At 67.0% G+C, this 26,465-nt stretch carries 24 protein-coding genes and 1 riboswitch; of the genes, 15 read left to right on the top strand and 9 right to left on the bottom strand.

From position 1 onward, the window contains the following. Positions 1–8 precede the first annotated feature (8 nt). The gene (locus tag AC5P8J_RS10575) at positions 9–815 is read left to right on the top strand and encodes an NAD-dependent protein deacetylase (protein WP_021203757.1); all 807 of its coding nucleotides are present in this window, start codon (positions 9–11) and stop codon (positions 813–815) included. 159 nt (positions 816–974) lie between these two features. After that, positions 975–2,075, top strand: a complete 1,101-nt coding sequence (locus tag AC5P8J_RS10570; RefSeq protein ID WP_494539900.1) for an NADH:flavin oxidoreductase/NADH oxidase — start codon at positions 975–977, stop codon at positions 2,073–2,075. Between the two features lie 3 nt (positions 2,076–2,078). Here AC5P8J_RS10570 and AC5P8J_RS10565 read toward each other — a convergent pair whose 3' ends face one another. After that, on the bottom strand, positions 2,079–2,990 hold the full coding sequence (locus AC5P8J_RS10565) for a LysR family transcriptional regulator (RefSeq protein WP_021203759.1): 912 nt from the start codon (positions 2,988–2,990) through the stop codon (positions 2,079–2,081). Between the two features lie 114 nt (positions 2,991–3,104). Here AC5P8J_RS10565 and purU point away from each other — a divergent pair, with 114 nt between their 5' ends. Then, positions 3,105–3,956: a formyltetrahydrofolate deformylase gene (gene purU, locus AC5P8J_RS10560; protein ID WP_026347242.1), complete on the top strand. Its 852-nt coding sequence runs from the start codon at positions 3,105–3,107 to the stop codon at positions 3,954–3,956. 286 nt (positions 3,957–4,242) lie between these two features. On the opposite strand, the gene pncA is transcribed toward purU, so the two are convergent. Together pncA and AC5P8J_RS10550 are read right to left on the bottom strand one after the other, a co-directional pair. Beyond that, positions 4,243–4,869: a bifunctional nicotinamidase/pyrazinamidase gene (gene pncA, locus AC5P8J_RS10555; protein WP_021203761.1), complete on the bottom strand. Its 627-nt coding sequence runs from the start codon at positions 4,867–4,869 to the stop codon at positions 4,243–4,245. Positions 4,870–4,924: 55 nt separating this feature from the next. Beyond that, a complete protein-coding gene (locus tag AC5P8J_RS10550; protein WP_494539901.1) occupies positions 4,925–5,611 on the bottom strand; it encodes an epoxyqueuosine reductase QueH in 687 nt (228 codons plus the stop codon). 161 nt (positions 5,612–5,772) lie between these two features. Continuing rightward, positions 5,773–5,987: riboswitch (cobalamin riboswitch) on the bottom strand. 127 nt (positions 5,988–6,114) lie between these two features. Between AC5P8J_RS10550 and AC5P8J_RS10545 the strand changes: the two genes are divergently transcribed. Continuing rightward, the gene (locus tag AC5P8J_RS10545; protein WP_276577079.1) at positions 6,115–7,989 is read left to right on the top strand and encodes a patatin-like phospholipase family protein; all 1,875 of its coding nucleotides are present in this window, start codon (positions 6,115–6,117) and stop codon (positions 7,987–7,989) included. Between the two features lie 96 nt (positions 7,990–8,085). Here the strand turns inward: AC5P8J_RS10545 and AC5P8J_RS10540 are convergent, their stop codons facing one another. Both AC5P8J_RS10540 and AC5P8J_RS10535 read right to left on the bottom strand, forming a co-directional pair. After that, positions 8,086–9,039 (bottom strand): DUF1028 domain-containing protein, encoded by a 954-nt coding sequence (locus AC5P8J_RS10540; protein WP_019661853.1) that lies wholly within the window; start codon positions 9,037–9,039, stop codon positions 8,086–8,088. Positions 9,040–9,421: 382 nt separating this feature from the next. Next, on the bottom strand, positions 9,422–10,789 hold the full coding sequence (locus AC5P8J_RS10535) for a helix-turn-helix domain-containing protein (RefSeq protein ID WP_019661852.1): 1,368 nt from the start codon (positions 10,787–10,789) through the stop codon (positions 9,422–9,424). Between the two features lie 114 nt (positions 10,790–10,903). Between AC5P8J_RS10535 and AC5P8J_RS10530 the strand changes: the two genes are divergently transcribed. The 5 genes from AC5P8J_RS10530 to mmsB are packed head-to-tail and all read left to right on the top strand — an operon-like array spanning position 10,904 to position 16,443. Next, a complete protein-coding gene (locus AC5P8J_RS10530) occupies positions 10,904–12,409 on the top strand; it encodes a CoA-acylating methylmalonate-semialdehyde dehydrogenase (RefSeq protein WP_019661851.1) in 1,506 nt (501 codons plus the stop codon). 14 nt (positions 12,410–12,423) lie between these two features. Then, the gene (locus AC5P8J_RS10525; RefSeq protein ID WP_021203763.1) at positions 12,424–13,590 is read left to right on the top strand and encodes an acyl-CoA dehydrogenase family protein; all 1,167 of its coding nucleotides are present in this window, start codon (positions 12,424–12,426) and stop codon (positions 13,588–13,590) included. Further along, positions 13,587–14,384, top strand: coding sequence for an enoyl-CoA hydratase (locus tag AC5P8J_RS10520; protein ID WP_021203764.1), 798 nt, complete (start codon positions 13,587–13,589; stop codon positions 14,382–14,384). The genes AC5P8J_RS10525 and AC5P8J_RS10520 overlap by 4 nt, the downstream gene beginning before the upstream one ends. Beyond that, on the top strand, positions 14,381–15,556 hold the full coding sequence (locus AC5P8J_RS10515) for an enoyl-CoA hydratase/isomerase family protein (RefSeq protein WP_021203765.1): 1,176 nt from the start codon (positions 14,381–14,383) through the stop codon (positions 15,554–15,556). The genes AC5P8J_RS10520 and AC5P8J_RS10515 overlap by 4 nt, the downstream gene beginning before the upstream one ends. Next, positions 15,553–16,443 (top strand): 3-hydroxyisobutyrate dehydrogenase, encoded by an 891-nt coding sequence (mmsB, locus tag AC5P8J_RS10510; protein ID WP_021203766.1) that lies wholly within the window; start codon positions 15,553–15,555, stop codon positions 16,441–16,443. The genes AC5P8J_RS10515 and mmsB overlap by 4 nt, the downstream gene beginning before the upstream one ends. A gap of 229 nt (positions 16,444–16,672) precedes the next feature. Here the strand turns inward: mmsB and AC5P8J_RS10505 are convergent, their stop codons facing one another. Both AC5P8J_RS10505 and AC5P8J_RS10500 read right to left on the bottom strand, forming a co-directional pair. Beyond that, entirely contained in the window at positions 16,673–17,098 is a 426-nt protein-coding gene (locus AC5P8J_RS10505; protein WP_004153735.1) for an organic hydroperoxide resistance protein, read from the bottom strand. A 111-nt stretch (positions 17,099–17,209) separates the two neighbouring features. Continuing rightward, positions 17,210–18,190 (bottom strand): cation efflux transmembrane domain-containing protein, encoded by a 981-nt coding sequence (locus tag AC5P8J_RS10500; protein ID WP_188250599.1) that lies wholly within the window; start codon positions 18,188–18,190, stop codon positions 17,210–17,212. A 104-nt stretch (positions 18,191–18,294) separates the two neighbouring features. Here AC5P8J_RS10500 and AC5P8J_RS10495 point away from each other — a divergent pair, with 104 nt between their 5' ends. Together AC5P8J_RS10495 and AC5P8J_RS10490 are read left to right on the top strand one after the other, a co-directional pair. Then, entirely contained in the window at positions 18,295–18,474 is a 180-nt protein-coding gene (locus AC5P8J_RS10495; RefSeq protein ID WP_021203768.1) for a hypothetical protein, read from the top strand. Between the two features lie 1,000 nt (positions 18,475–19,474). Then, positions 19,475–19,906, top strand: a complete 432-nt coding sequence (locus AC5P8J_RS10490) for a hypothetical protein (RefSeq protein WP_146256770.1) — start codon at positions 19,475–19,477, stop codon at positions 19,904–19,906. Positions 19,907–20,128: 222 nt separating this feature from the next. Here the strand turns inward: AC5P8J_RS10490 and AC5P8J_RS10485 are convergent, their stop codons facing one another. After that, a complete protein-coding gene (locus AC5P8J_RS10485; RefSeq protein ID WP_021203769.1) occupies positions 20,129–21,910 on the bottom strand; it encodes a peptidoglycan-binding domain-containing protein in 1,782 nt (593 codons plus the stop codon). 42 nt (positions 21,911–21,952) lie between these two features. Then, on the bottom strand, positions 21,953–22,372 hold the full coding sequence (locus AC5P8J_RS10480) for a lysozyme inhibitor LprI family protein (RefSeq protein WP_024956209.1): 420 nt from the start codon (positions 22,370–22,372) through the stop codon (positions 21,953–21,955). Between the two features lie 220 nt (positions 22,373–22,592). Between AC5P8J_RS10480 and dusA the strand changes: the two genes are divergently transcribed. From dusA to AC5P8J_RS10460, 4 genes are all read left to right on the top strand, one after another. Continuing rightward, a complete protein-coding gene (gene dusA / locus AC5P8J_RS10475) occupies positions 22,593–23,624 on the top strand; it encodes a tRNA dihydrouridine(20/20a) synthase DusA (protein ID WP_111101768.1) in 1,032 nt (343 codons plus the stop codon). A gap of 212 nt (positions 23,625–23,836) precedes the next feature. Then, the gene (locus AC5P8J_RS10470; RefSeq protein WP_058979781.1) at positions 23,837–24,211 is read left to right on the top strand and encodes a hypothetical protein; all 375 of its coding nucleotides are present in this window, start codon (positions 23,837–23,839) and stop codon (positions 24,209–24,211) included. A 73-nt stretch (positions 24,212–24,284) separates the two neighbouring features. Next, on the top strand, positions 24,285–24,968 hold the full coding sequence (locus AC5P8J_RS10465; RefSeq protein WP_053520384.1) for a response regulator transcription factor: 684 nt from the start codon (positions 24,285–24,287) through the stop codon (positions 24,966–24,968). Positions 24,969–24,993: 25 nt separating this feature from the next. Beyond that, entirely contained in the window at positions 24,994–26,418 is a 1,425-nt protein-coding gene (locus AC5P8J_RS10460; protein WP_032953760.1) for an ATP-binding protein, read from the top strand. Positions 26,419–26,465 lie beyond the last annotated feature (47 nt).

Raw genomic sequence — 26,465 nt, 5'->3', positions numbered from 1 at the left:
TGGCAGCCATGACCTCGCCGCTGACCGACTTCATCGACCGCACCCAGCGCCTGTTCGTGCTGACCGGCGCCGGTTGCAGCACCGCCTCGGGCATTCCCGACTATCGCGATACCGACGGCCAGTGGAAACGCACGCCGCCGGTGACCTACCAGGCGTTCATGGGCGAAGCGGGTACCCGCCAGCGTTACTGGGCGCGCAGCCTGCTGGGCTGGCCGCGCTTCGGCCTGGCCCGGCCCAACGGCACCCACCAGGCCCTGGCCGCCCTGGAAAACAACGGCAAGCTGCAGCTGCTGCTGACCCAGAACGTGGACGGCCTGCACCAGCGCGCCGGCAGCCACAAGGTGATCGACCTGCATGGCCGCCTGGACCGGGTGCGCTGCATGGGCTGTGAGCGCCGCAGTGGCCGCGAGGATTTCCAGCAGCGGCTGCTGGACGCCAATCCGGGCTGGGATGCGCTGGAGGCCGGTATCGCGCCCGATGGCGATGCCGATCTGGAGACCGATTTCTCCACGTTCGTGGTGCCCGATTGCCCTTACTGCGGCGGCCTGCTGAAGCCGGACGTGGTGTTTTTCGGCGAGAACGTGCCGCGCGAGCGGGTGGAGGCGGTGCACGAGCACCTGCAGCAGGCCGACGCCGTGCTGGTGGTGGGCTCGTCGCTGATGGTCTATTCCGGCTTCCGCTTCGTGCAGGCGGCGGCGAAGGCAGGGTTGCCGGTGGTGGCGCTGAACCGAGGCCGCACCCGAGCCGACGACCTGCTGTTGTTCAAGGATGAGCGGGACTGCGCTGAAGCGCTGGCCACGTGGGCTGCGCGCTGAGCCGAGCACGGGCTCGGCTCTACAAGGGGCGAGGGCTTCTGTAGAGCCGGGCGCACGCTCGGCTGCTGCGGGTCACGCGAAACAGCGATCCATCCAGATGGTTGATCCGGGAGCCGCGCAGCGGTGCAAAATGCCCCCCTACGTCGTCCCATCACTGTCTTGAGCCAGCTGTTTTCGCCGATCTCGTTCGGCCCCCTGAACCTGTCCAACCGCATCGTCATCGCGCCGATGTGCCAGTACTCCGCCGAAGACGGTCGCGCCAGCGACTGGCACGCCATGCATCTGGGCAACCTGGCGCAATCCGGCGCCGGCCTGCTGATCCTGGAAGCCACCGCAGTCGAGCCGCGTGGCCGCATCAGCTGGGCCGACCTGGGCCTTTGGGATGACGGCACCGAGGCAGCGCTGGCGCAGGTGCTGGCCAGCGTCCGCCGCTGGTCGCCGATGCCGCTGGGCATCCAGCTCGGCCATGCCGGTCGCAAGGCCTCGGTGAAGCGCCCTTGGGACGGCGGTGGCCAGCTGCCGGCCGACGATGCGCGTGGCTGGGCCACCGTGGCGCCGTCGCCGCTGCCGTTCCATGCTGCCGATCCGGCGCCGCAGGAACTGGACGAGGCCGGCATCGCCGAGCTCGTTGCTGCCTTCGCCGCCAGTGCGGTGCGCGCCGAGCGCCTGGGCTTCGAGCTGATCGAGCTGCATGCCGCGCACGGCTACCTGCTGCACCAGTTCCTGTCGCCGCTGAGCAACCGCCGCACCGATGGCTACGGTGGCTCATTGCCGAACCGCCTGCGCCTGCTCGTGGAAGTATTCGACGCCGTGCGTGCGGCGGTATCGGACAAGGTCGCCGTGGGCGTGCGCATCTCCGCCAGCGACTGGGTCGATGGCGGCTGGGATCTGGTGCAGAGCGAAGCGCTGGCCCAGGTGCTGGACGCGCGCGGCTGCAACTTCCTGCACGTTTCCAGCGGTGGCCTGGACGAGCGCCAGAAGATCACCGTCGGCCCGGGCTACCAGGTGCCGTTCGCAGCAGCGATCAAGGCCAAGGTGCGCATGCCGGTGATCGCGGTGGGCATGATCACCGAACCGGAGCAGGCCGAATCGATCCTGCGCCATCGCCACGCCGATGCGGTAGCGCTGGCACGCGGCATCCTCTACGACCCGCGCTGGCCGTGGCACGCTGCTGCCGCATTGCGCGACAGCGTGGAGCCGGCGCCGCAGTACCTGCGCTGCGAACCGCGCGATGCGCGCGGCGTGTTCAAGGCGCGCTGAGGCTCACACCCGCCAAGCCGGCGCGATGCCGGCCTGAAGGTGATCGAACAGCGCGCGGATCTTGGCGGTGAAATCGCGGCGGTCGCTGACGCAGAAGTAGACCTCCATCGGTTCCGGGCGCCACGCGGTGTCGGCGCCGAACACCGCCTGCAGGCGGCCATCGCGCAGGTACGGCTCGGCCACGAAGGCGGCCAGCCGGGTGATGCCGGCACCGGCCGCCGCCAGCGTCGCCAGCGCATCGATGTCATCGCAGACCATGCTCGGTGGCAGCGCGGCGTCCACGCGCTGGCCATCCTTCAGCAGGCCCCAGCGCAATGGCCGGCCATCGGTGGGGAAGCGGTGCAGCAGCCCGCGATGACCGCCCAGCTCGGATGGCTGTTGCGGGGTGCCGCGTGCCTTCAGGTAGGCCGGCGAGGCGCAGAACACGAACGGAACACGCGCCAGCTGCCGCGCGACCACCCCGTCCTCCAGCTGGGCCCCGATGCGGATGCTGGCATCCACCGCTTCCGGGCCATGCTGCACGGCGCGGTCGGTCAGGCGCAGCTCCAGCTGCAGTTGCGGGTAGCGCTGCTGCAGCGAAGGCAGCAACGGCGCCAGCACATGGCGGCCGAACGCACTGCTGCTGGCGATGCGCAGCGGCCCGGCCGGTTCGATGTCACCGGCGGTGACCATCGCCTGCGCGCGCGCCAGGTCGGCTTCGATGTGGCGCACCTGCGCCAGGTACAGCGCGCCGGCCTCGCTGAGGGCCAGCTGCCGCGTGCTCCGGTTCAGCAACCGTACGCCCAGATGGGCCTCCAGCCGGTTGATGTTCTGGCCGACCGCGGTGGCGCTGATGCCAAGGATGCGGGCCGCGGCGGCAATGCTGCCGGTCTCTGCGGTGCGGGTGAAGCTGCGGATCAGTTGCAACAGGTTCATGACCGACCAGCTTGCCACGGGAAGATCCAAGTATCGCTTGGTACTGAACCAAGCAGGTCGGTTGCACCCGTGATCATCCGGCCGCTGGGCAGGGCGCTGCCCTACACTGTGGCGATGCGCCCCGATTCCATTCTTACCCTGTCCTGCCCCGACCGTACCGGCATCGTCTATCGCGTGTCCGGCCTGCTGTTCGACCACGGCTGCAACATCCTCGACGCCCAGCAGTTCGGCGACGAGGAAAGCGGCCGCTTCTTCCTGCGCGTGCATTTCGATCGCGATGCCGGCTTGCCGCTGGAGACCGTGCATGCCGCGATGGCCACGCTCGCCCAGGACTTCGGCATGGACTGGCAGCTGCACGATGGCCGCCGCCGCGCACGCCTGCTGGTGCTGGTCAGCAAACAGGGGCATTGCCTCAACGACCTGCTGTTCCGCGCCCACAGCGGCCAGCTGAAGGTCGACATTGCGGCGGTGGCGTCCAACCACGCCGACTTCGCGCCATTGGCCGCCTCCTACCAGGTGCCGTTCCACCACCTGCCGGTGACCGCCGATACGCGCGCGGTGCAGGAGCAGCAGATCATCGACCTGGTCGAGCGTGAGCGCATCGACCTGGTGGTGCTGGCGCGCTACATGCAGATCCTGTCACCCACGCTGTGCCGCGCGCTGGCCGGACGTGCGATCAACATCCACCACAGCTTCCTGCCCAGCTTCAAGGGCGCGCAGCCGTACCACCAGGCGCACGCGCGCGGGGTCAAGATCATCGGTGCCACCGCGCACTACGTCACCGAGGACCTGGACGAAGGCCCGATCATCGAACAGGACGTGGCCCGCGTTGACCATGCGATGGCGCCGCGCGAACTGGTGCGGCTGGGCAGTGATACCGAATCGCTGGTGCTGGCGCGTGCGGTGCGCCGCCATGTGGAACACCGCATCCTGCTCAATGGGCATCGCACGGTGGTGTTCCGGTAATCGCCCATCCCGCGTCCGCCGGGCATGGCCCGGCGCTACCACGGGTGCTATCCGGTAGTGCCGGGCGCTGGCCGGCAACTGCAGAGATCCCGAGGTTGCCGGCCAGCGGCCGGCACTACCGAATCCTGATTTCATCCAATGAAAAGCCCCCGGTTCGGCCGTCCCGCGATCTGTAGGGGGGCGTAGTTAGGGGCTGGATGAATCAATTGTGTTGTTGTGGGCAGGAGCGCGCAAGCGGCATAAGCGACGTGCCCGGTAGCGCCGGGCCATGCCCGGCGGTCGCGCGTCAGGCGAGCGCAATCCCCGCCTTGCCCAGCGCCTCGCGTACCATCGTATCGTTGGCCTCGGTCACCGGCCGGGTCAGCTCCCACAGGAACTTCACCTTGAAGCCGGACTTCACTGCGTCCTGCGCGCTCCACAGCACGCAGTAATCGCGGGCCAGGCCGCACACGTGCACTTCGCGGATGCGGCGCTCATGCAGCCAGCCGGCCAGGCCGGTGGCCGGGCGCTCGCCATCGGGACCGTGGTTCTCGCGGAAGGCGCTGTACGAATCCACCTGTTGGCGCGTGCCCTTGCGCAGGATCAGGTCGGCCATGGCCCAGTCCACGCCCGGGTGCAGAGCGGCGCCATCGCTGCCCTGCACGCAATGGTCGGGCCACAGGGTCTGCGGCTGCGCGTGCAGCAGGATGGTCTCGAACGGGCGTTGGCCGGGGTGCTGGCTGGCGAACGAGGCGTGATCGGCCGGGTGCCAGTCCTGGGTGGCCACCACCGTGCGGTAGCGGCGCTGCGCCAGCAGTCCGGCAATCGGTGCCACCAGCGCATCACCCTGGTCGCAGGCCAGCGCGCCGCCCGGCATGAAGTCCGGCTGCAGGTCGATCACCAGCAGGGCGACGTCGGCGGGCAGGGCGGTCATGGCAGATCCACTACAAGAGAAGGGGCGACCAGCGTGGCCGCCCCTCGCTCACACGTCAATCGCCCTGCGGCGTCCCAGCGTCCTGCCCGTAGTACAGCAGGCCGATTTTGATCCGCTCGCGGCCGTTCTCGCGACGGTGGCGGTTGGCATCGCGCAGCGAATACACGCAGCCGCAGTACTCCTGCTGGTAGAACTGCTCGCGCTTGCTGATCTCGATCATGCGGCTGGCACCGCCGCCCTTGCGCCAGTTGTAGTCCCAGTACTGCAGGCCTTCGTAGCGCGAGGCGGCGCGGATGCCGCAATCGTTGATCTGCGCCATGTTCTTCCAGCGCGAGATGCCCAGCGACGAACTGATGGTGTCGTAGCCGTGCTCGTGCGCGTACAGCGCAGTGCGTTCGAAACGCATGTCGAAGCACATCGTGCAGCGGATGCCGCGTTCGGGCTCGTTCTCCATGCCACGCGCACGGCTGAACCAGTTGTCGGTGTCGTAGTCGCAGTCGATGAAGGGAATGCCATGCTGCTCGGCGAAGCGGATGTTTTCCTGCTTGCGCAGTTCGTATTCCTTCACCGGATGGATGTTGGGGTTGTAGAAGAAGATCGCGTAGTCGATCCCGGAGGCGGTGATCGCCTCCATTACCTCGCCGGAGCAGGGCGCGCAGCATGAATGCAGCAGCAGGCGCTTGCCGTTGGCAGGCAGGATCAGGGTGGGGCGTTGGAACTCGGTCATCGTCAGGTACCGCATGGACCGCCGGCAACGGCGGTGGCCCATGCATCTGTGCGTGGGTGGACAGGGCTGGCCGGATACCGTGAAAAGGACGCACGCGGCCGCACTGCCCGCACGCGCAGGTCAGCGACGGCCCCGGCACCCTCCCCGCGGAGAGTCCAGGTCGAGTCAGGGGACGGTCGTGTCCCCCGGCCGGGGCCGGTATTCGGGCTGATGGACACGGGCCGCAGCCCACCTACTACCTGCCGCTTCCCAGGCGCGAGCCCAGTGCTGTTGGCAGGATTCGTTTCCATTCACCGCTGCGGGGCAGCTCCGGAATGGGCGCGCCAGGCGCCTTCACCGGATTCCCGTTCAAATCCCTGTCGCCATCAACGCTGCGGCGGGGATACCTTCGGCGTGCCCACGGTGGACGCGTCGAGGGCAATGGTCAAGGGTCAATGAAAGCTCGGGGCTGTGGTCCGTTTCTCAGGCCGTGAGAGCGCCGCTTGCCATACTGGGCATCGACAGACGGGAGGTGGCTCGTGGCGGCGAAGTACTGCGATCTGGTCATGAAAGGCGGCATCACCAGCGGCATCGTGTACCCCAATGCGGTACTGGCGCTGGCGCGCCAGTATCGCTTCAAGAGCATCGGCGGCACCTCGGCCGGCGCCATTGCTGCGGCGGTGGCGGCTGCGGCGGCATGCGGCGATCGTCGCCAGCAGGCCGGCGAGCACCTGCCCAGTGATGCCGGTTATGGGGGGCTGTCGGCGGTGTCGGCGCAGCTGTCGCGGCGCGGGTTCATCTACAGCCTGTTCCAACCGGCGCGGGGCGCGCGTGCGGCCTATCGGCTGCTGGTGGTGCTGACCGGCAATGCGGGCCTGCCACACAAGCTGCTGTGCCTGGCGGTGGCGGTATTCGAGATCGCGCCGCTGGAAGTGCTGGTGTCGCTGGCGCTGCTGCTGGGCCTGGGCGGGTGGGGCGGCGGCTGGAGCGGTGTGGCCGCCACGCTGCTGCCGTCGCTGCTGTGCGCCTACGGTGCCGGTGTGGCCGGTGCCGTGCTGCGCGTGGCCCGCGTGGCACGGCGCAACCTGCTGGGCCTGTGCAGTGGCCTCGGCCGCGATGCACGCAAACCGGCGTTGACCGAGTGGCTGCATGAGTGCCTGCAGCAGTTGTCAGGCAAGCCACTTGATGCACCGCTGACCTTCGCCGACCTGCACGACGCACCGCGCTATGCCGGCGAGCCGGACAGCCCGCACGCGATCAGCCTGCAGATGATCACCACCTGCGTCTCGCACAACGAGCCGCGTACGCTGCCACTGGGCGGCGCGCAGTTCTGGTTCCTGCGCGAAGAGTTCGAGCAGTTGTTCCCGGCCAGCGTGGTGCAGTGGCTGGTGGATCAGGCTGGCCCGCCGCTGGACGTGGAGGGGCGGCAGTACTACCACCTGCCGCAGGGCCCGAAGCTGCCGGTGCTGGTGGCCACACGCATGAGCCTGAGCTTCCCGTTGCTGATCAGCGCGGTGCCACTGCACGAACCCTCGCGCCGCGAGCGCCGCTGCGAACCCACCGCGCCGGCGGCCGACCCCGAGCACAACGTGGCCGACAGCATGGAAGGGCTGACCAGCGCCGGGCAGGCTTGCGGTCCGGTGATCACCGCCTTCCGCATCTGCTGGTTCTCCGATGGTGGCATCAGCAGCAACTTCCCGATCCATCTGTTTGACGCCGCATTGCCGCGCTGGCCGACCTTCGCCATCAACCTGGTCTACCCGCAGCACGCCGAAGACGTGAGCCAGGGCAGCGGTAGCCGGCAGGCACTGGAGCATGCCGTGTTCCTGCCCACCGAGAACCGCCACGGCTGGCAACGGCATTACCAGTCCATTGCCACGCCGCTGGCCGCAGCCGAGCTGGGGCGTTTCCTGTTCGCGGTGGTGGCGACCATGCAGAACTGGCGCGACCTGCTGCAGGCGCGCGCGCCGGGTTATCGCGACCGCATCGTGCATGTGAGCCTGCAGGGCGACGAAGGTGGCATGAACCTGGACATGCCGCAGGAGGTGCTGACCCGCATCGCCGACAAGGGCAGCCTGGCCGGTGCGCGGTTCTGTTCGTTCTCGTTCGAGAACCACTACTGGATCCGCTGGCGCAACCTGGCCTCGGCCTACCAACGGTACACGCTGGAAGTGGCCCGTACCGACGACCCGGCGCAGCAGGTACTGGCCTATCGCGCGGCGTACTCGATGGTCGCCCGCGGCGAACCGACACCGCCGTCGTACAAGCTGGGCTCGGAAGACAAGCGTCGCGGCTCGCAGCAGCTGTGGGCGCAGATGGTCGAGCAGGGCCGAACCTGGGAGGACCTGGGCCCTGACCTGACCGACGGCGCACCGCGTCCGCTGCCGCAGATGAAGGTGACGCCGATCTACTGAGCCGGTTCTTGGTAGATCCACGCCGTGCGTGGATGCATCTCGAATCGGGGTCAGATCCGTTCTCCTATGGAAAATGGATCTGACCCCTGCGGTGGCTCATCGCCAGGGGGCAACCACCGCATCATCCTGCAAGGGTGCATACAACGGCAGCGCCAGCTCCTGCTTCACCCAGCCCGGATTGAGCGCACGCAGGCCGGCCAGGTATTCGCGGGCCAGTGCGATATCCCCTTGCCGCATCGCCAGGCGCGCAGCGCGCGCCCAGGTGCGGTCCCAGCCGTGGGCCAGTGACAACGAGGTCGCCAGCGCAGCGCGCGCACCCGCCACATCACCCTTCTCCCAGCGCTCCTCCGCGCGGATGATCGCCTCGTTGGACAGGCGCATGTCGTACAGCTCGCGCAGCCTCGCGACCGCGCGCGGGTCGGCGTCCACGCGCAGATCGGTGTCCTGCCAGTCGCCCCCCGGCGTGCGCACCAGCAGCGCGGCCGACCACTGCCCACTGCGCTGGCCGCCCGCGGCCTGGCCGGCTTCCAGCGCCGCCAGCAAGCGTGTGGCAAGCGCTCCGTGCGAAGCCGTAAAGGTACGTTGCATTGCCGTCAGCACGTCCGGTCCGGCCAGGCCATTGCCCTGCACGCTCAACATGCCGTCGCCGTGCGCACCGGCCCAGCTGGCCTGCTGCGCGGTGGCGCCGGTGTATTGCGCATTGCCACCGCGCGCACTGATCAGCCCCACCTGGCGCTCGGCGAGCGTGGTGCCATCGAAGTTGCCGTCTTCATCCAACAGCTGCTTCAGCACCTGTGCAGGTGTACGACCTTTGGCCAGTAGTTCAAGGCCTTTGGACCCATAGGTCGGGTTGGTCTCGAACTGGCTGGCGACCGCGCCGACCTTCGCCTGCGCCCACGGCACCCCCACGCCCCCGACCGCCAGGTTGTGCGTGGCGACCGCCACCCCGCAGTCGCCGGCCTCGTTGCAGGCGGCGATGGAAAAGGTCGCCCACGCCGGCGCGGCGACGGCAGCGAGCAGCAGGGCCAGGCAAGAGCGCAACAGGGACATGGGTGTCTCCATGGGCAGGCATTGCATTGGGATGCAGCCTACGCACGAAAGGTTTAGTAGATCCACGTCATGCGTGGATGCGCTTCGATGAAGGCTCGAAATATTCGATCTCGATCGGATTCCATCCACGCATGGCGTGGATCTACGGTGTCGACCAAGGTCAGCACCCACCAACAGCAGCGGGAAACTGTCGAAGGCGGGGGTGGGTCCGGTTGCGGGGGCGTGAGCGCCATGGATGGCGCGACCGAGCCTACATGGACGTATTCACGGCGTCCCCCGCAACCGGACCCATCCCGCATCCCACGGAATGCCGGCTTTTGCCGTGGCCGTTGCCGTTGCTTCGGCCTCTGCAGGTGCAGGGCGCAGCCCTGCCGAACCAACCCTACCGCCCCGGCAACTGCGCGAACGCGCGCTGCATGCAGTCCTCGCGCGGGCACACCCGGCACCCCGGGCCGATCGACACCGAATTGCCCGGGCTCTGCACATCCAGCCCCAGCGAATACACCAGACGTTCGGCATGCTGCAGGTCACAGCCCAGTGCCACCGCGAAGGTCTTGCGCGGCTGGCCATGGCCGACCGGCCCGCTGCTGACCTGCCGCGCCAGCCAGAAATGACGGCGGCCGTCGGGCATGCGTGCGGTCTGGGTAAGGATGCGCCCGGGCTGGTTGAAGGCCTCGTAGACGATCCACAGCGGGCACGATCCACCTACCTGCGAGAAGTGGAAATCGGTTGCCGAATGGCGCTTGGACACATTGCCGGCGCGATCCACGCGGATGAAGAAGAACGGCAGGCCGGGCGCGCTGCGCCGCGCGAGTGTGCTCAGCCGATGGCAGACCGCCTCGAAGCCGACGCCGAACTGGTGTGCCAGCAGTTCGATGTCGTAGCTGCTGGCCTCGGCCGCACGCAGGAAGCGCATGTACGGCATCACCAAGGCGCCAGCGAAATAGTTCGACAGACCGATGCGGGCCTGAGCGATGCGTGCCTCATCGGTGAAGCCGGCACGTGCCACCACCGCATCGATCTGCGGCAGGTAGCCGTGCAGGGCCAGCTCGGCGGCCATCTGGAATGCCTGCTGGCCTGGCTCCAGGTAGTCCGGCAACCACAGCCGCCGTGCTTCGGCATCGTACTGGCGCTTCTCGCGCCCGGCCTGCAGCGCGGCCACTTCCACCAGCACGCCGTGGCGGTCGGCCAACAGCTGGCGCAGGCGTGGTGCCACGTGCCCGGGCGACAGCCCCCACTCGGCGAACAGACGCTCGGCCAGCTCGTCCAGTTCGGGAATGTGGTTGTGCATGCGGTTGAAGAACTCACGCACCTGGTCGCCTGCGGGCAGGATGCTGCCGGCGCCGGGCTCGCCCAGCTGGAACTCCAGGGCGGCGGCATGCTCACGCAGCGCCAGGTGGCGGCGGTGCAGATCCAGCAGGGCGCGGCTGACCTGCGGCAGGTTGCCGGCCAAGGCGCGCAGCTCGGTCGCGCTGACCTCCGCCAGGCCCAGGTCGCGCAGGGTTTCGCCCAGCGCTTCCTGCAGCGCGGCAGGCTCATCTTCGTCGAATAGTGAGGAAACGTCGCCCAATACTTCGCCCAGCTTCTTCTGCACGGCCGGGGTCAGCGGGCGCTTGTTGCGCTCGATCTGGTTCAGGTAACTGGCCGACAGGCCCAAGGCGCGGGCCAGATCCACCTGGCTGTAGCCGCGCTGCTCGCGCAGCCGCAGCAAGCGAAGGCCAAGCTGCCGCTGGCTGGATGAATAATTCACAGAATTAACATGAATCGTCTGGCGTGTTGGCCAGATTAAGCGGATTCAGGCCGGAAATCGAGGTGGCTGCTGTGAATAATGCCAAGCATCTTTCGAGCCCGTGGGATTGTCGTCATGACTGTTGAAGCGCCCCGTATCCGCATGTTGATCGATGGCCAGTTCATCGAATCGGCCACCTCCCACTGGCAGGACGTGATCAATCCGGCCACCCAGGACGTGCTGGCCAAGGTGCCGTTCGCCACCACCGCAGAAGTGGACGCCGCCGTCGCCGCCGCCAAGGAAGCCTTCAAGACCTGGCGCAAGACCCCGATCGGCACCCGCGCGCGCATCTTCCTGAAGTACCAGCAGCTGATCCGCGAGAACATGAGCGAGCTGGCCCACATCCTCACCGCCGAACAGGGCAAGACCCTGCCCGACGCCGAAGGCGATGTGTTCCGCGGCCTGGAAGTGGTCGAGCATGCGGCCGCCATCGGCAACCTGCAGCTGGGTGAGTTGGCCAACAACGTGGCCAATGGCGTGGATACCTACACGATCATGCAGCCGCTGGGCGTGTGCGCTGGCATCACCCCGTTCAACTTCCCGGCGATGATTCCGCTGTGGATGTTCCCGATGGCGATCGCCACCGGCAACACCTTCATCCTCAAGCCGTCCGAGCAGGACCCGATGGTCACCATGCGCCTGGTCGAGCTTGCCCTGGAAGCCGGCATTCCGAAGGGCGTGCTGAACGTCGTCCACGGCGGCGAAGAAGTGGTCAACGCGATCTGCGACCACCCGGACATCAAGGCCGTGTCGTTCGTCGGTTCCACGCGCGTCGGCACCCACGTGTACAACCGTGCCTCGCTGGCCGGCAAGCGCGTGCAGTGCATGATGGGCGCCAAGAACCACGCCGTGGTGCTGCCGGACGCCAACAAGGAACAGACCCTCAACGCGATGGTCGGCGCCGCCTTCGGTGCGGCCGGCCAGCGCTGCATGGCCGCCTCCACCCTGGTGCTGGTCGGTGAAGCGCGCAACTGGGTGCAGGATCTGGTTGAAAAGGCCAAGACCCTGAAGGTCAGTGCCGGCACCGTGGCCGGCACCGACGTCGGCCCGGTCATCTCCTGCAGCGCCCGCGAGCGCGTGGAAGGCCTGATCGCCTCGGGCGTGGAGCAGGGTGCCAAGCTGGTGCTGGATGGCCGCAAGCCGCAGGTCGATGGCTTCGAGAAGGGCAACTTCGTCGGCCCGACCATCTTTGCCGGTGTCACCACCGACATGCGCATCTACCAGGAAGAGATCTTCGGGCCGGTGCTGGTCATCCTCGAAGCGGAGACGCTGGAAGACGCCATCGCGATGGTCAACAGCAACCCGAACGGCAACGGCACCGCACTGTTCACCCAGTCCGGCGCGGCCGCGCGCAAGTTCCAGGAAGACATCGACGTTGGCCAGGTGGGCATCAACGTGCCGATCCCGGTGCCGGTGCCGCTGTTCTCGTTCACCGGTTCGCGCGCCTCCAAGCTGGGTGACCTGGGCCCATACGGCAAGCAGGTGGTGCTGTTCTACACCCAGACCAAGACGGTCACCGCGCGCTGGTTCGATGACGAAACGCTGAGCCACGGCGTCAACACCACGATCAGCCTGAAGTAACGGCAGGAGCAGCCATGAGCCACTCGATGACGACGGAACTGGAAGAAGCGCAGCAGGCGTACCGCGAGGCAGCGCGCGACTTCGCACAGGCCGAACTGGCGCCACACGCCGCGCGATGGGATGCGGAGGGCATCTTTCCGCGCGAGGCGATCGCCAAGGCCGGTGAACTGGGCTTCTGCGGTCTGTACATGGACCCGGAAGTGGGCGGCAGCGGCCTGAGCCGACTGGACGCCGCCGTCGTCATCGAGGAGCTCGCCAGCGTCGATCCGTCGACGGCGGCGTACATCAGCATCCACAACATGGCCTCGTGGATGGTGTCCACGTGGGGTCAGCCGGCACTGCGCGATGCCTGGGGCACTGACCTGTCCTCGGGCAACAAGCTGGCCTCGTACTGCCTGACCGAACCGGGTGCCGGCTCCGATGCGGCCTCGCTGAAGACCACCGCCGTGCGCGACGGCGATCATTACGTGCTGAACGGCTCGAAGGCCTTCATCTCCGGCGCCGGTGCCACCGAACTGCTGGTGGTGATGGCACGTACCGGCGGTGCCGGTGCTGGCGGCGTCAGCGCCATTGCAGTGCCGTCGGACCTGCCGGGCATCAGCTTCGGCCGCAAGGAAGAGAAGATGGGCTGGAACAGCCAGCCCACCCGTGGCATCACCTTCGAAAACGTCCGCGTACCGGTCAGCCACCTTCTGGGAGAGGAAGGCGGCGGCTTCAAGCTGGCGATGAAGGGGCTTGATGGTGGCCGCATCAACATTGCCGCCTGCTCGCTGGGTGCCGCGCAGGGCGCGCTGGATGCCGCGCGCCGCTACATGGGCGAGCGCCGCCAGTTCGGCAAGGCGCTGGCCGAATTCCAGGCGCTGCAGTTCAAGCTGGCCGACATGGTCACCCAGCTGGTGGCCGCGCGGCAGATGGTGCACACCGCCGCACGCAAGCTCGATGCCGGGGCCAGCGATGCCAACGTGTGGTGCGCGATGGCCAAGCGCTTCGCCACCGATGCCGGTTTCAACGTCTGCAATGAAGCGCTGCAGATCCACGGTGGCTACGGCTACATCCGCGAGTACCCGATCGAGCGCCTGCTGCGTGACTGCCGCGTGCACCAGATCCTGGAAGGCACCAATGAGATCATGCGGGTGATCGTTGCCCGTCACCTGCTCAACACCGAAGAGGAACTGCGATGAAGGATTGGCGTACCCAGGAGCACGTGGGCCTGAAGGTGGAGGCCGACGGCCATACCGCCGTGGTCACCCTGAACAACCCGCCGGCGCACACCTGGACCGTGCACAGCCTGTCGGCGCTGCGCGACCTGGTGGGCGCGCTCAACGCAGACCGCGACATCTACGCGTTGGTGATTACCGGTAACGGCGAGAAGTTCTTCTCCGCCGGTGCCGACCTCAACCAGTTCGCCTCCGGCGACAAGGCCGCTGCGCGCGAGGCCGCGCGTCGCTTCGGTGAAGCCTTCGAAGCGCTGTCCGGGTTCCGTGGCGTGTCGATCGCCGCCATCAACGGCTACGCCATGGGCGGTGGCCTGGAATGCGCACTGGCCTGCGACCTGCGCATCATCGAAGAGCACGCCCAGGTGGCGCTGCCTGAGGCCACCGTCGGCCTGCTGCCGTGCGCCGGTGGCACCCAGAACCTGCCGCGCCTGGTCGGCGAGGGCTGGGCCAAGCGCATGATCCTGCTGGGTGAGCGCATCAACGCCGAGACCGCGCTGCGCATCGGGCTGGCCGAAGAAAAGGTCGGCAAGGGCGAAGCCAAGGCACTGGCGCTGGAATGGGCGAAAAAGGCCGGCAAGCAGAGCCCGACCAGCATCGCCGCCTGCAAGACGCTGGTGCAGTCCACCCGCACCGGCACCCACGCCTCGGCGCTGGTGGCCGAGCGCGAAGCCTTCGTCGACCTGTTCGACACCGCCGACCAGGTCGAGGGCGTGACTGCCTTCCTGGAAAAGCGCGCCGCGCAGTGGAAGAACGCATGAGCGCCGACACCGCTGCCGACGACGCACCGGTGCTGTTCGAGGAGCGCGTGGCCGGCAATGGCACGCGCATCGGCATCGCCACGCTCAACGCGCCGCGCACGCTCAACGGATTCTCGCTGCCGATGGCGCACCTGCTGCTGAAGCAGTTGAATGCCTGGGCCGACGACGACGGCATCGCCATGGTGGTGCTGCAGGGCGCCGGTGAAAAGGCGTTCTGCGCCGGCGGCGACCTGCACAGCCTGTACAAGGCCATGGTCGCCTTCCGTGAGGACGGCCGCAGCGACATCCGCGAGAACGACTACGCCGCCGAGTTCTTCGACGTTGAATACCGCGTCGATTACCTCATCCACACCTACGCCAAGCCGATCCTGTGCTGGGGCCACGGTATCGTGATGGGCGGCGGCATCGGTCTGATGTCCGGCGCCAGCCACCGTGTGGTCAGCGAGCGCTCCAGGCTGGCCTTCCCGGAAATCACCGTCGGCCTGTTCCCTGATGTCGGTGGCAGCTGGCTGCTGCCGCGCGTGCCGGGCAAGGGCGGGCTGTTCCTGGCGCTGACCGGCGCGCTGCTCAACCCGGGCGATGCCATCTACGCTGGCCTGGCCGATGTACATGTGCCCGAAGAGCGCCGCAGTGCGGTGTTCGATGCGCTGCTGCAGGTGGCCTGGTCCAGTGACTCCGCACACAACCACGAACGCCTGACCCATCTGCTGCAGGCGCATGCCAGCGATGCCGCCACCGGTCCGCTGCTGGCCAATGCGGCGCAGGTCGATGCGTTGTGCGAAGGCGATGACCTGCAGGCCATCGTTGCGCGCATTGCCGGCCTGCAGACCGATGATGCGTGGTTGCAGGCGGCACAGAAGACCCTTGCTGCCGGTGCGCCGGGTTCGGCGCGGCTGGCCTTCGAGCTTCAGCGTCGCAGCGCCGGCCAGGATCTGGCCGCGATCTACCGCCTGGAGTACATCGTCGCCCTGCATTGCGCCGCCCACGGAGATTTCGCCGAAGGCATCCGCGCGCTGCTGATCGACAAGGATCGCAATCCGCAGTGGAACCCGGCCACCCTGGCCGGGGCCACCGGCGCGTGGGCCGACACCTTCTTTGCTTCCCCCTGGGCCGATGCCGCGCATCCGCTGGCCGACCTGGGCACTCCCCTTGTTGAAAGGAGCCTTGCATGAGCCGCATTGCATTCATCGGGTTGGGCAACATGGGTGGCCCGATGGCCGCCAATCTGGTCAAGAACGGCCACAGCGTGCGCGTGTTCGATCTGGTTCCGGCCGCGGTCCAGGCCGCCGTCGATGCCGGTGCCAGCGCGGCGTCGTCGGCACGCGACACCCTGGCCGATGCGGAAGTCGTGATCTCGATGCTGCCGGCCAGCCGCCACGTCGAAGGCGTCTACCTGGGCGATGACGGCATCCTGGCCGCGATCCCGGATGGCGCACTGGTCATCGACTGCAGCACGATCGCACCGGCCAGCGCGCGCAAGGTGTCAGAGGCCGCCGCCGCACGTGGCCTGCAGATGATCGATGCACCGGTCTCCGGTGGTACCGCAGGCGCCCAGGCCGGCACGCTGACCTTCATCGTCGGTGGCGAAGAGGACGCGCTGGAGCGTGCCCGTCCGGTGCTGCAGGCGATGGGCAAAAACATCTTCCACGTGGGCGCCAGCGGCGCCGGCCAGGTCGCCAAGCTGTGCAACAACATGGCGCTGGGCGTGATCATGGCGGTGACCGGTGAAGCCATTGCGCTGGGCGTGGCACACGGGCTGGACCCGAAGGTGCTGTCGCAGATGATGGCGGTCAGCACCGGCCGCAGCTGGGCCACCGAAGTGTGCAACCCGTGGCCGGGCGTGCTGGAAAACGCGCCTGCGTCGCGCGGTTACAGCGGTGGCTTCGGCAGCGATCTGATGCTGAAGGACATGGGCCTGGCAGTGGAAGCAGCGATGAGTGTCGGCGCCTCGATCCCGCTGGGCGAAGTGGCCCGCAACCTGTACTCGATGAACCACCAGGCCGGCCGCGGCAAGCTGGATTTCTCCAGCGTCGTGCAGCTCATCACCAGCGAGAAGTAAGGCTTGGATATGTAGAGCCGAGCCCGTGCTCGGCTGCTTTTCCGCCGGATGTTCCCGCGCCGGACGGATCAGCCGAGCAGGGGCTCGGCTCTACAGAAGCGAATGCGTCCCCGGCTGCGCGCCGGGGCCCACCCGAGGTGGGATGGGCGGATGTTCGGTTTCGACCGGCATCCGCCCATTTTTTTGCTCTTCACGTTGGTAGTGCCGGCCGCTGGCCGGCAGCACCCCATCAGGCAACGATCAGCGTCACGTCGATGTTGCCGCGGGTGGCATTCGAGTACGGGCACACGATGTGCGCCTTCTGCACCAGCTCTTCCACCTGCTCGCGCGGCACGCCGGGCACGTTGATGGTCAGCTCGGCTTCGATGCCGAAGCCGGTCGGGATCTGGCCGATGCCGACCTTGCCGGTCACGGTGGTGTCGGCCGGCAGCGCGACCTTGGCCTGGCCGGCCACGAACTTCAGCGCACCCAGGAAGCAGGCAGAGTAACCGGCCGCGAACAGCTGCTCCGGGTTGGTACCCGGGCCACCGGCGCCGCCCAGCTCGCGCGGGGTCGACAGCTGGATGTCCAGCACGTTGTCGGAGGAGACGGAACGGCCTTCACGGCCGCCGGTGGAGGTGGCCTGGGCGGTGTACAGAACCTTTTCGATGGACATCGGGATGCTCCTGGTCGGTGGGTGGGTGGTGCGATGGAGACTACTTTGCCCGCTTTCCGCGTACGTTGGGTTGCAGAACGTACTAAAAAATTGATCGATCGTCCTGCGGGCCTAGATCGTCCACTCGCGGTCGGTGGTGAACATGATCGTCAACCAGCGGTCCGGCGAGGCCTCGCCCAGCGCATCGCCGATCTCGTCGCGCAACTGGTCCCATTCCACCAGCGGCCGCGGCGGGTCGTTTTCCGGCACCACGAAGAACAGCTCGATCTGCTCGCCTCGCCCCACCTGCGCCACGTAGCTGCGGTGCTCGACGAAGCCGTGCTTGGCGACGATGTCGCGCGCCACCGCATCCACGTGCGCCTGCAGCTCCGGCGGGGTGACCAGCAGGATGCCGGCCAGCGCCCGGCGCACGGTGCCGAGCGGGGCGATCATCACCAGCACGCAGACGAAGGCAAGGATGGCCGGGTCGATGTACGGCCCGACCCGGGCCCAGGACGTGCCCTGCACCAGCACGCCGCCGAGGAAGGCCAGCAGGTAGCAGGCCGACATGCTGGCCGCGATCACCCAGTTCTTCGCATCCAGTGCGATGAACTCCGAGCCGATGCGGCGGTTGGCGCGCAGGATGAACCATGCCAGTGCGCCTTCGCCGACGATGGACAGCCCGGCGAAGGCGATGGCCGGGCCCAGCGCAATGTGGCGGCCACCGGACATCAGCGCATCCACCGCATTGACCAGCGCATACAGCGCTGCGCCGATCATCAGCGTGCCGCTCACCCCCAGCACGATCGGCTCCAGGTGCCAGAAGCCCATGGTGAAGCGCTGGTTGAGCCGCGATTGCAGCGCGTCGGTCTGGGTGGACAGCGCGATCAGCCGTGCCACCAGCAGCGACAGCCAGGTCATCACCACGTCGATCAGGCCGTAGATGCCATCGAAGATGATCAGCGAGGAATTGGCCAGCAGGCCGAACACCACCGCCGCCGCGGCCAGCAGCAGCGAAGCGGCGATCGACAGGCGCAGCACGCCCTGTTCGGTGGTGGGGTCGAAGAACTGCGGGCGGTGGGTGGCCATGGCCCGATTGTAGAGCGGCGGCATGCCTCGCTGCCTTCCGCTGTCTGGCATCGTCGCAGAACGTTGAGGACATCGACGAGAGGCCCAGCGAGCGTGACCGCGAATGCGTCGCCCAGGGCCTGGCCAACATGGTCATCGAATTCCTCGGCCGCATGCGGGATATGCAGCGTTACGATGCCGGTGACACGCAGGTCTACCGCGTGCGTTGGCAGGTGTTCCTTGCCTCGGCCGGCCATCTGGGTGCGGTGTTCGATTACCAGCACGTGACGCCGAAGGTACAGATTGATCTGCGCGACGCCCACCTGTGAGACCTGACCGCCGCGGCCGCGCTGGAACGCGCGCAGGAATAGCTGGCCGCACATGGGGCGAAGGTGACGGTGGTGGGGCTGAATGCTGCCAGCCAGACGTTGATCGAGCAGGTGGGCGGCGCGCGCGGCGGGTACTGAGGCGGCAGTGTTTCAATGCCTGCGTCGGTTCTGGGGCCGGCTAAGCTTCCAGAATTTTCCTGAATCGGCTTCTCAGTGAGGTAGCGCCATTACAGATGGGGAGTCCATATGTGGCCAACGCCTTGGCAGATTCGGTGTCAGCCTTTGCCTGCCACGGGCAGCGAGCAGGGCCCTGCCGACGCGCGTGATCGAACTGAAGTGTGCCGGCGTCGTGTCAGCCTGAATGGCCGCGACCGTCAGAGCTTCACAGATGAAATCGATGTCCTGGAACTTTGAGAAAATGGAAGGGCACTCTCTATCAATAGAGCATCCACCTCAGTCCTGAGCAGATCAGCGTCCTTTTCAACGGCTATCCAATGGTCGCTGTTGCCTGGGGGAGCGGCCTGCATCTCACGTCGCAGTCGGTTTCGCTGAGATTGGTGGTCCAATCCATGCAACGCCGCGGGATGAAGCGGGCGAGCACACACATCGATGAAACTCTCGTGGCATCTCGTAAAAGTTGCTCCACTTCGGACAAATCCTGCGTCCTTCAAGGATGCGTAGACGATGCTCAGGGCGCGCTTTGTGATAGCGGTCATGAGGCGAGCATCAGGAGGGAGGATGATTGCAGGCGAGGCCTCTCAGACTGGGTAAGCCGGTGCGAGGCAATGAGTGTGTCGACTTGGCTGGGAGCGGTAACTGGCATTGACGTCAGTAGCTGTCGCTATCAACAAAAGTTGTTGTTTGGCCGTCGTTCCCTGGTTCGCAAAACCCGAAAGACGTCGGATCGCATGATGCAGATTGCAGCTTTTCTCATTGCCAATCTTCTGAGTATGGAAGCAGGCTGGAGACACGCGATTCTGTGTTCAAGGAAGCAGCATCCATGAAATCGAATTTTTCGGTGTCATTCAAATGTCTGTTGGCTTTTGCGCTTGCGCTTGGTTCGACGACATGGCCGGGAGTGATGGCGTTGGACCGCCTTGCGGTTGCCGTCGATCGGACCACGCGCTACAGCGCCGGAACTGACGAAGCGAACGAAGTCGTTCGATGGCTGGACGCACGCAAGGATGTCCACCAGCGGACGCTTGCACTTGGGACACTGACCATTCGCCATCGCTGTAGGGGGGAGCGGGATTCACCTCGGACGCCAGCCATCCGCGCCCTTTTCCATCATGGTGCTTCCGGAGAGAAGATCACTATTACCAACGATCTTCCAGGATGCGCACGCGAGACGTGGACGTTCGCATGGACCGGAGATGGCCAGGACGCCTACTGGAAGCAGACCGCCTATGGATGGCGGGTACTGACCACTTAGGGAAAGCTCCGGACGGACTTATCTGTCGTCAAAGCGTCGACGCGATCAAACCGGATCGACTACACCTCGAGGCCCACTACCTCGAAGCGTGGGCACGCTCCGGGGCGCAAGACCTCGCATTTGCGACAATCCTCGACGCACCTCAACCAACGCCCTCGTCGGCCTCAAGCCGACGAGGGGTGAGCAAGGCAATGGCACTCACGGGCCAGTTGGCCCGCTCTCTTACGCCATCATGGCCCGCGGGCCGTGATGCTGGGTCTGCTGGTCGATCTTCTGCTGCTCGCGCTGCTGATCGCTCACCTGCAATGCCCGCTCGCTGTTCTCCTGCACGCTCTGGCGCATCGCGTCAGCGGTCGATACCGGCGCGGTATTGCGGTTCAACGCGCTTTCGTCGTGCAGCGCATTGGCCTGCACCGCGCGCGCCATCGAGCCATCCTGGTTCAGCTCAACGCGATCAACCCGGTACAGGCCGGCACGCGCAGCTTCCACGGTGAGGGCAGCGGCCAGCTTCTCGCTGTGCTCGCCGGAGGGCAGGCCACGCGCTTCCTCGGCGAACTTCACCTGCACCAGGGTCTCGGTGTACAGCCAGTTCTGCGGGCTGCGCGGGTCGGACATCGGGTACACCGTCTCGCGTGCAGGCTCGGCCGCTGCCTGCTGTTCCGGGGTGTTGCCCTGCGCCTGCGCACGCTGCTGCACTTCATTGGCCAGCGCCTGGCGGGTTTCCGCATCGGCAATGCCGGTCGCAGGCAGGCCATGCTGCTGCTGGAAAGCATTGATCGCATGGCGGCTGCCACCGCCCAGATAGCCATCGCTGCCGATGGCCTGGCCCTTGGCGTCGGTCAGCCCCAGCGCGGCCAGGTTGCCCTGCAGTTCGCGCGCGTCGCGGTCGATCGCGGCCAGCGTGGCTGGCCCGGCCTTGCCGTCCACCGGGTCCAGGTTGTGTGCGCGCTGGAAGTCTTCCACCGCCTTGCGGGTGGTGGCATCGAAGCGCCGGTCCGGATTCAGTGTCTGCTGGCCGTCAGCACTGGCATAGCCCAGCGTGACCAGGTTGCTTTCCAGCTTCAGCACGTCACGGCCGCTGGACCCTTCCTTCAACGTCTGCGAACCGGCCTGCTGGCGCGGTGCGCCGATCTGGTCCAGCGCCACCTTGATGTCCGCATCGTTGTGCTCACCGGCGGGCGAGTAGTCGCGGCTGCTGACCTTGGCATGGGCGCGGTCCATTGCGTCCTTGTTGTTGGCGTAGGCATTTTCGTAGCGCACGGCGATGTCGCCGGCCTTGGGCGCGTCGAAGTACTGGTAGGTCTCGCGGATCTGCCCGGCCTTCGCGCGCAGCGCCTCGTAGTCACCGCCTTCTTCCAGCACCTTCTGCAGCTTGGGCAGCTGGCTGGGCAACTGGTTGGCGGTCTTGGCGATCAGGCTGATCGCTTCGAAGCGGTTTTCCTCGGCGATGCCGCTGCCGTGTGCGTCCACCATCGCCATGCCGATCCGGGTGGCGTTGCGCACCTGCGGGTAGTCGATGTTCGCGTGGATCCACTGCTTGCCCTCGGCCGAACCGGCCCAGGCGTTGATGCTGTCGCGCGTGTTGGTATCGATGAACTGGATCGAGCTGCGCCCGCTCAGTCCATTGCCGTGGCTGAGCAGGTCGCGGCGCAGGTCGGCGTGGTCCTGGGTGAAGGGCAGGTTGTGCGCCTTGGCATAGGTGCTGGCCTGATCGATCACGGCGTCGACATAGGTCGTCTCGCCCGCCTTCAGTGCGTGGCCGTCGATGGCGCCCAGCGCCCACTCGCCGCGCTGGCCGAAGTCGACCTGGATCGCGCCCAGGCTGTAACCGCTGTTCTGCGCGACTTTGTTCACCGTGCCCCAGTGCGGTTCGGTCACGCCCTGGGTGATGCCGGCGATGGCCAGATGGTAGGAGGCGGGGCCACCTTCGGTACCACGGCCGACGGCGAAATACACGGCGCCGGAGGTGGCATCGAGATCATGGGTATCGATGTTGGTTGGCATGTCTTACATCCTTGTGCAGTCAGAGGGTCTGCCCCTCAAGGGTCAGTCCAGCAGCTGCAGATACTTCTGCAGCTGGTCGGCACGCGCGCTCAGGCGCATCACATCGTTCAGCTCGCCCTGCAGGTTGCCGGGCTGCGAATCGTCGTACAGCGCGGTATCCAGTTCGCCATCGCGGCTGCGCGACTGCAGCCACGCGCGCTGGGCATTCACCAGCTTGGTCTTCTTTGCGCCAGTCAGCTTTGCCTGCAGCTGGCGGTAGGCCTGGTTCAGGCGCTGGTCTTGGCGTGCGCTTTCCGAGGTCAGGCAGGCGGCCTGCTCGATCGCACCCTGTGCCTTGTCACGGCAGGTGGTGAAGGTCGGGCTCAGCCCGGTGGCAGCCGGTGCTGCGGTTGCCGTGCCGATGGCCAGTACGGCGACCGCCAGCGCGGTGGCGAGGGTCCTGCTCAAACGCTTGTGCTGCATCATCTGCTCCACACGTCCAATCCATTGCGAGCGACGGACTATAACGGCGTCAATATTTCGTCGTCGTCAACGAATCGCGACAACTGTGACCGGTTGCCCGTCATTGTGGGGTGGCGCCGCCCGGCTTGCGGACGGCCCTCGGGCCCGGGCGCCCCAGCGCTGTCCGGGCGCCAGCCGCCGCCATTCAGCCGAGCGGTGTAAACTATTGATCTCACTGGCAATGCCAGTCTCCACGATCAACGCCCCGATGACGTCCGCCACCGCCCGTTACGCTGATTCCCTGCGCCTGTCCGTTGCCCCGATGATGGACTGGACGGATCGCCATTGCCGCGTGTTCCATCGCGTGCTGGCGCCGGGTGCGCGCCTGTACACGGAAATGGTGCACGCCAACGCGGTCATCCACGGCGACCGCGAGCGCCTGCTCGGCTTCGACCGCAGCGAACAGCCGCTGGCGCTGCAGCTGGGTGGCAGCGATCCGGCCCTGCTGGCGCAGGCTGCGCGCATTGCCGCCGAGTGGGGATACGACGAGGTCAACCTCAACTGCGGCTGCCCGTCCGACCGCGTGCAGGCCGGGCGTTTCGGCGCTTGCCTGATGCGCGAGCCGGTGCTGGTGGCCGAGTGCGTGGCGGCGATGGTCGATGCGGTCGACATCCCGGTGACGGTGAAATGCCGCCTGGGCGTGGACGAGGACAACGATTACGACGTGTTCGCCGCCTTCGTCGACCGCCAGGTCGCCGCCGGTGCCGCAATGGTGGTGGTGCATGCGCGCAACGCGTGGCTGAAGGGCCTGTCGCCGAAGGAGAACCGCGAGGTTCCGCCGCTGAAGTACGACTGGGCTTACCGCCTCAAGCAGGAGCGCCCGGCACTGCCGGTGGTGATCAACGGCGGCCTGGCCAGCATCGAGGCGGTGCAGGCGCAGGCCGCGCACGTCGATGGTGTGATGCTGGGCCGCGCGGCCTACCACGACCCCTACCTGCTGCATCAGCTGGAGGCGCTGCACACCGGCGCCCCGCTGCAGGCCCGTGGTGACCTGTTGCGCGCGCTGCGCCCCTACGTCGAGGCGCGTCTGGGCGAAGGCCTGGCGCTGAAGCACATCACCCGCCACCTGCTCGGCCTGTTCCACGGCCAACCCGGCGGCCGCGCATTCCGTCAGGTGCTGAGCGAGGGCGCACACCGCCCGGGCGCCGACTGGAGCCTGGTCGAACAGGCCTTGGCGGTCACCGAACGCGAAGCTGATCGCGCCGCAGCGTGACGTCGGTCACGGTCCTGACTTGACAAGGGGCGGCGATTCGTCCCGAATGTTCACCTAGATGAACAACTCGCGGCATCGCCCGGAAAAGTTCAGATCGGATTCACTGCCCCAAACCAAGAATTTGCAAAGGAATTGTAAAGGCCGGGTCCCGCACCCGGCTTCCGGATTTACGACTTTTGAACGAATCGCCGTGCTCGGCTAGGATCGCATCGATGTCTTCCGCTCCCTTCCATCGCCGCATTGCCCTGGCCACCTGCGTGGCGCTGTCGGCTGTGCCGCTGTCGTCGGCGCTTGCGCAGCAGCCGCCGCGCGGCGACCAGGGGCGCGCGGAGATGATGGAGCGGGGCGAGCGCGGTGGCCGTGGCGACGAGCGCTCGCTGTCCGATGCCGTGCGCCGCGTGCAGCGCACCACCGGCGGCCACATCCTCGGCGCCGAGCGCGTGCCGTTCGATGGGCGTGACATCAACCGGGTGAAGTACATGGACGACCGGGGCCGTGTCCGCTACATGGACGACCCCGCCCCGTCGCGTTCACAGCCGCGCACGCCGCGGTCGGATATGTCATCACTACGCGGCGATAACCCCTGAACAGGGATAGTTGTCGCTATCAACCCGTACCCCACAGGCCTCCGGGCCACACCCAGGACACTAGGGAGAGTTCATGCGTATCCTTCTGGTCGAAGACGAAGCCCCGCTGCGTGAGACCCTGGCAGCCCGGCTCAAGCGCGAAGGCTTTGCCGTCGATGCTGCGCAGGACGGCGAGGAAGGCCTCTACATGGGGCGTGAAGTTCCGTTCGATGTCGGCATCATCGACCTCGGCCTGCCCAAGATGTCGGGCATGGAGCTGATCAAGGCCCTGCGTGACGAAGGCAAGAAGTTCCCGGTGCTGATCCTGACCGCGCGTTCGAGCTGGCAGGACAAGGTCGAGGGCCTGAAGCAGGGTGCCGACGATTACCTGGTCAAGCCATTCCACGTCGAAGAGCTGCTTGCCCGCGTCAACGCGTTGCTGCGCCGCGCCGCCGGCTGGAGCAAGCCGACGCTGGAATGCGGTCCCGTTGCACTGGATCTCGCCGCCCAGACCGTCAGCGTCTCTGGCAGCAATGTGGACCTGACCAGCTACGAGTACAAGGTGCTGGAGTACCTGATGATGCACGCCGGTGAACTGGTCTCCAAGGCCGACCTCACCGAGCACATCTACCAGCAGGACTTCGACCGCGATTCGAACGTGCTGGAAGTGTTCATCGGCCGCCTGCGCAAGAAGCTGGACCCGGATGGCGAACTGAAGCCGATCGAGACCGTGCGCGGCCGCGGCTACCGTTTCGCGATTCCGCGCAACGAGGGCTGAGCCGGCTCAGCCTGGCGAAACCATGATGTCCGGCCGTCTGTGGTTCTTCCGACGCTGGCGGCCGCGCTCGCTGCAGGCGCGCCAGATGCTTGCCGCGTCCGTGGGCCTGGTCGCGTTCCTGGCCCTGGCCGGTTACGCACTCGACGCCGCCTTCGCCGATACGGCGAAGGCGAACCTGCGTGAGCGCCTGAAGAACTACGCCACCGCCTACGCGGCCGGCATCGACTTCACCCGCGACCGCTCGCTGTACATCCGCGAGCAGCCGCCGGATTCGCGCTTTGACGTGCCGGGCAGTGGCCTGTACCTGCAAGTGGTGATGCCGCACGGCAAGGGCAATTCGATGTCCGCCGAAGGCCCGATGCTGCCCACCGTCGGCGGCGGCCTGCTGGCACCGCGCCAGGAAGTGTTCGAAGGCCCGCTGCCGATGATCCAGATCGACGGCAGCCAGGGCTCGGTGTACCGCTATGGCCTGGGCCTGGTGTGGGACGCCGACGCCGACCCGGCCACCGAATTCCCCTACACCATCTACGTGATGGAAGACTCGCGCGCGCTGGGCGCGCAGCTGCGCGTGTTCCGTGGCCGGGTCTGGTTCTACCTGGGTGGCATCGGCCTGATCCTGCTGCTGCTGCAGACCGTCATCCTGCAGTGGAGCCTGCGGCCGCTGCGTCGCGTGATCACCGAGCTGACCAAGGTGCAGCGCGGCGAAACCGAGCGCATGAGCGAGCGCCACCCGCGCGAGCTGGAGCCGCTGACCGACAGCATCAACGCCTTCATTGAAAGCGAGCGCGAGAACCTCGAGCGCCAGCGCAATACCCTGGCCGACCTGGCGCACAGCCTGAAGACGCCCATCGCCGTGCTGCGCACGCAGATGGACAGCGGTGCCGGCGATGGCGCCCTGCGCGAGGAGCTGGACGTGCAGCTGCAGCGCATGAACAACCTGGTCTCCTACCAGCTGGCACGTGCTGCATCGTCGGGCCACAAGCTGTTCTCCGCGCCGCTGCCGATTGAATCCAACGCCGAGGAGATCGTGCGCGGCCTGGAAAAGGTCTATGCCTCCAAGGGCGTGCTGTGCGAATTCGACATTGACCCGGCCGCGCGCTTCCACGGCGAACCGGGCGACCTGCAGGAACTGCTCGGCAACCTGCTGGAAAATGCCTTCAAGTGGGCCAACCGCCGCGTGTTGCTGACCGCGCAGCCGCTGCCGGCACCGAACGCGCGCCGCGCCGGCCTGCTGCTGGCGGTGGACGACGATGGCCCGGGCATTGCCCCGGACGACATCGGCAAGGTGCTGCAGCGTGGCGTGCGTGGCGACGAGCGCGTGCAGGGCCACGGCATCGGCCTGTCGATCGTGCAGGACCTGATCAAGGATTACCGCGGCGAACTGGCCGTCGGCCGTTCCAGCGAACTGGGCGGCGCCCGTTTCGAAGTGCGCTTGCCGCCGGGGCCGTAAGCCGCACGTTCCTGTCCGCCGGGCATCGCCTGGCGCAACAACGCGTG

Source organism: Stenotrophomonas sp. YJH_SMC_37, assembly GCF_059370035.1.
Note: the sequence above shows the minus strand (reverse complement) of the source record. Positions and strands in the feature narration are given on the sequence as shown.

Excerpts from the sequence above, each read along its gene's own strand:
- AC5P8J_RS10575 (WP_021203757.1), top strand. The coding sequence starts at position 9 with ATGACCTCGCCGCTGACCGACTTCATCGACCGCACCCAGCGCCTGTTC.
- AC5P8J_RS10565 (WP_021203759.1), bottom strand. The coding sequence starts at position 2,990 with ATGAACCTGTTGCAACTGATCCGCAGCTTCACCCGCACCGCAGAGACC.
- purU (WP_026347242.1), top strand. The coding sequence starts at position 3,105 with ATGCGCCCCGATTCCATTCTTACCCTGTCCTGCCCCGACCGTACCGGC.
- pncA (WP_021203761.1), bottom strand. The coding sequence starts at position 4,869 with ATGACCGCCCTGCCCGCCGACGTCGCCCTGCTGGTGATCGACCTGCAG.
- AC5P8J_RS10550 (WP_494539901.1), bottom strand. The coding sequence starts at position 5,611 with ATGCGGTACCTGACGATGACCGAGTTCCAACGCCCCACCCTGATCCTG.
- AC5P8J_RS10540 (WP_019661853.1), bottom strand. The coding sequence starts at position 9,039 with ATGTCCCTGTTGCGCTCTTGCCTGGCCCTGCTGCTCGCTGCCGTCGCC.
- AC5P8J_RS10530 (WP_019661851.1), top strand. The coding sequence starts at position 10,904 with ATGACTGTTGAAGCGCCCCGTATCCGCATGTTGATCGATGGCCAGTTC.
- AC5P8J_RS10525 (WP_021203763.1), top strand. The coding sequence starts at position 12,424 with ATGAGCCACTCGATGACGACGGAACTGGAAGAAGCGCAGCAGGCGTAC.
- AC5P8J_RS10520 (WP_021203764.1), top strand. The coding sequence starts at position 13,587 with ATGAAGGATTGGCGTACCCAGGAGCACGTGGGCCTGAAGGTGGAGGCC.
- AC5P8J_RS10515 (WP_021203765.1), top strand. The coding sequence starts at position 14,381 with ATGAGCGCCGACACCGCTGCCGACGACGCACCGGTGCTGTTCGAGGAG.
- mmsB (WP_021203766.1), top strand. The coding sequence starts at position 15,553 with ATGAGCCGCATTGCATTCATCGGGTTGGGCAACATGGGTGGCCCGATG.
- AC5P8J_RS10505 (WP_004153735.1), bottom strand. The coding sequence starts at position 17,098 with ATGTCCATCGAAAAGGTTCTGTACACCGCCCAGGCCACCTCCACCGGC.
- AC5P8J_RS10500 (WP_188250599.1), bottom strand. The coding sequence starts at position 18,190 with ATGCCGCCGCTCTACAATCGGGCCATGGCCACCCACCGCCCGCAGTTC.
- AC5P8J_RS10495 (WP_021203768.1), top strand. The coding sequence starts at position 18,295 with ATGGTCATCGAATTCCTCGGCCGCATGCGGGATATGCAGCGTTACGAT.
- AC5P8J_RS10490 (WP_146256770.1), top strand. The coding sequence starts at position 19,475 with ATGAAATCGAATTTTTCGGTGTCATTCAAATGTCTGTTGGCTTTTGCG.
- AC5P8J_RS10485 (WP_021203769.1), bottom strand. The coding sequence starts at position 21,910 with ATGCCAACCAACATCGATACCCATGATCTCGATGCCACCTCCGGCGCC.
- AC5P8J_RS10480 (WP_024956209.1), bottom strand. The coding sequence starts at position 22,372 with ATGCAGCACAAGCGTTTGAGCAGGACCCTCGCCACCGCGCTGGCGGTC.
- dusA (WP_111101768.1), top strand. The coding sequence starts at position 22,593 with ATGCCAGTCTCCACGATCAACGCCCCGATGACGTCCGCCACCGCCCGT.
- AC5P8J_RS10470 (WP_058979781.1), top strand. The coding sequence starts at position 23,837 with ATGTCTTCCGCTCCCTTCCATCGCCGCATTGCCCTGGCCACCTGCGTG.
- AC5P8J_RS10465 (WP_053520384.1), top strand. The coding sequence starts at position 24,285 with ATGCGTATCCTTCTGGTCGAAGACGAAGCCCCGCTGCGTGAGACCCTG.
- AC5P8J_RS10460 (WP_032953760.1), top strand. The coding sequence starts at position 24,994 with ATGTCCGGCCGTCTGTGGTTCTTCCGACGCTGGCGGCCGCGCTCGCTG.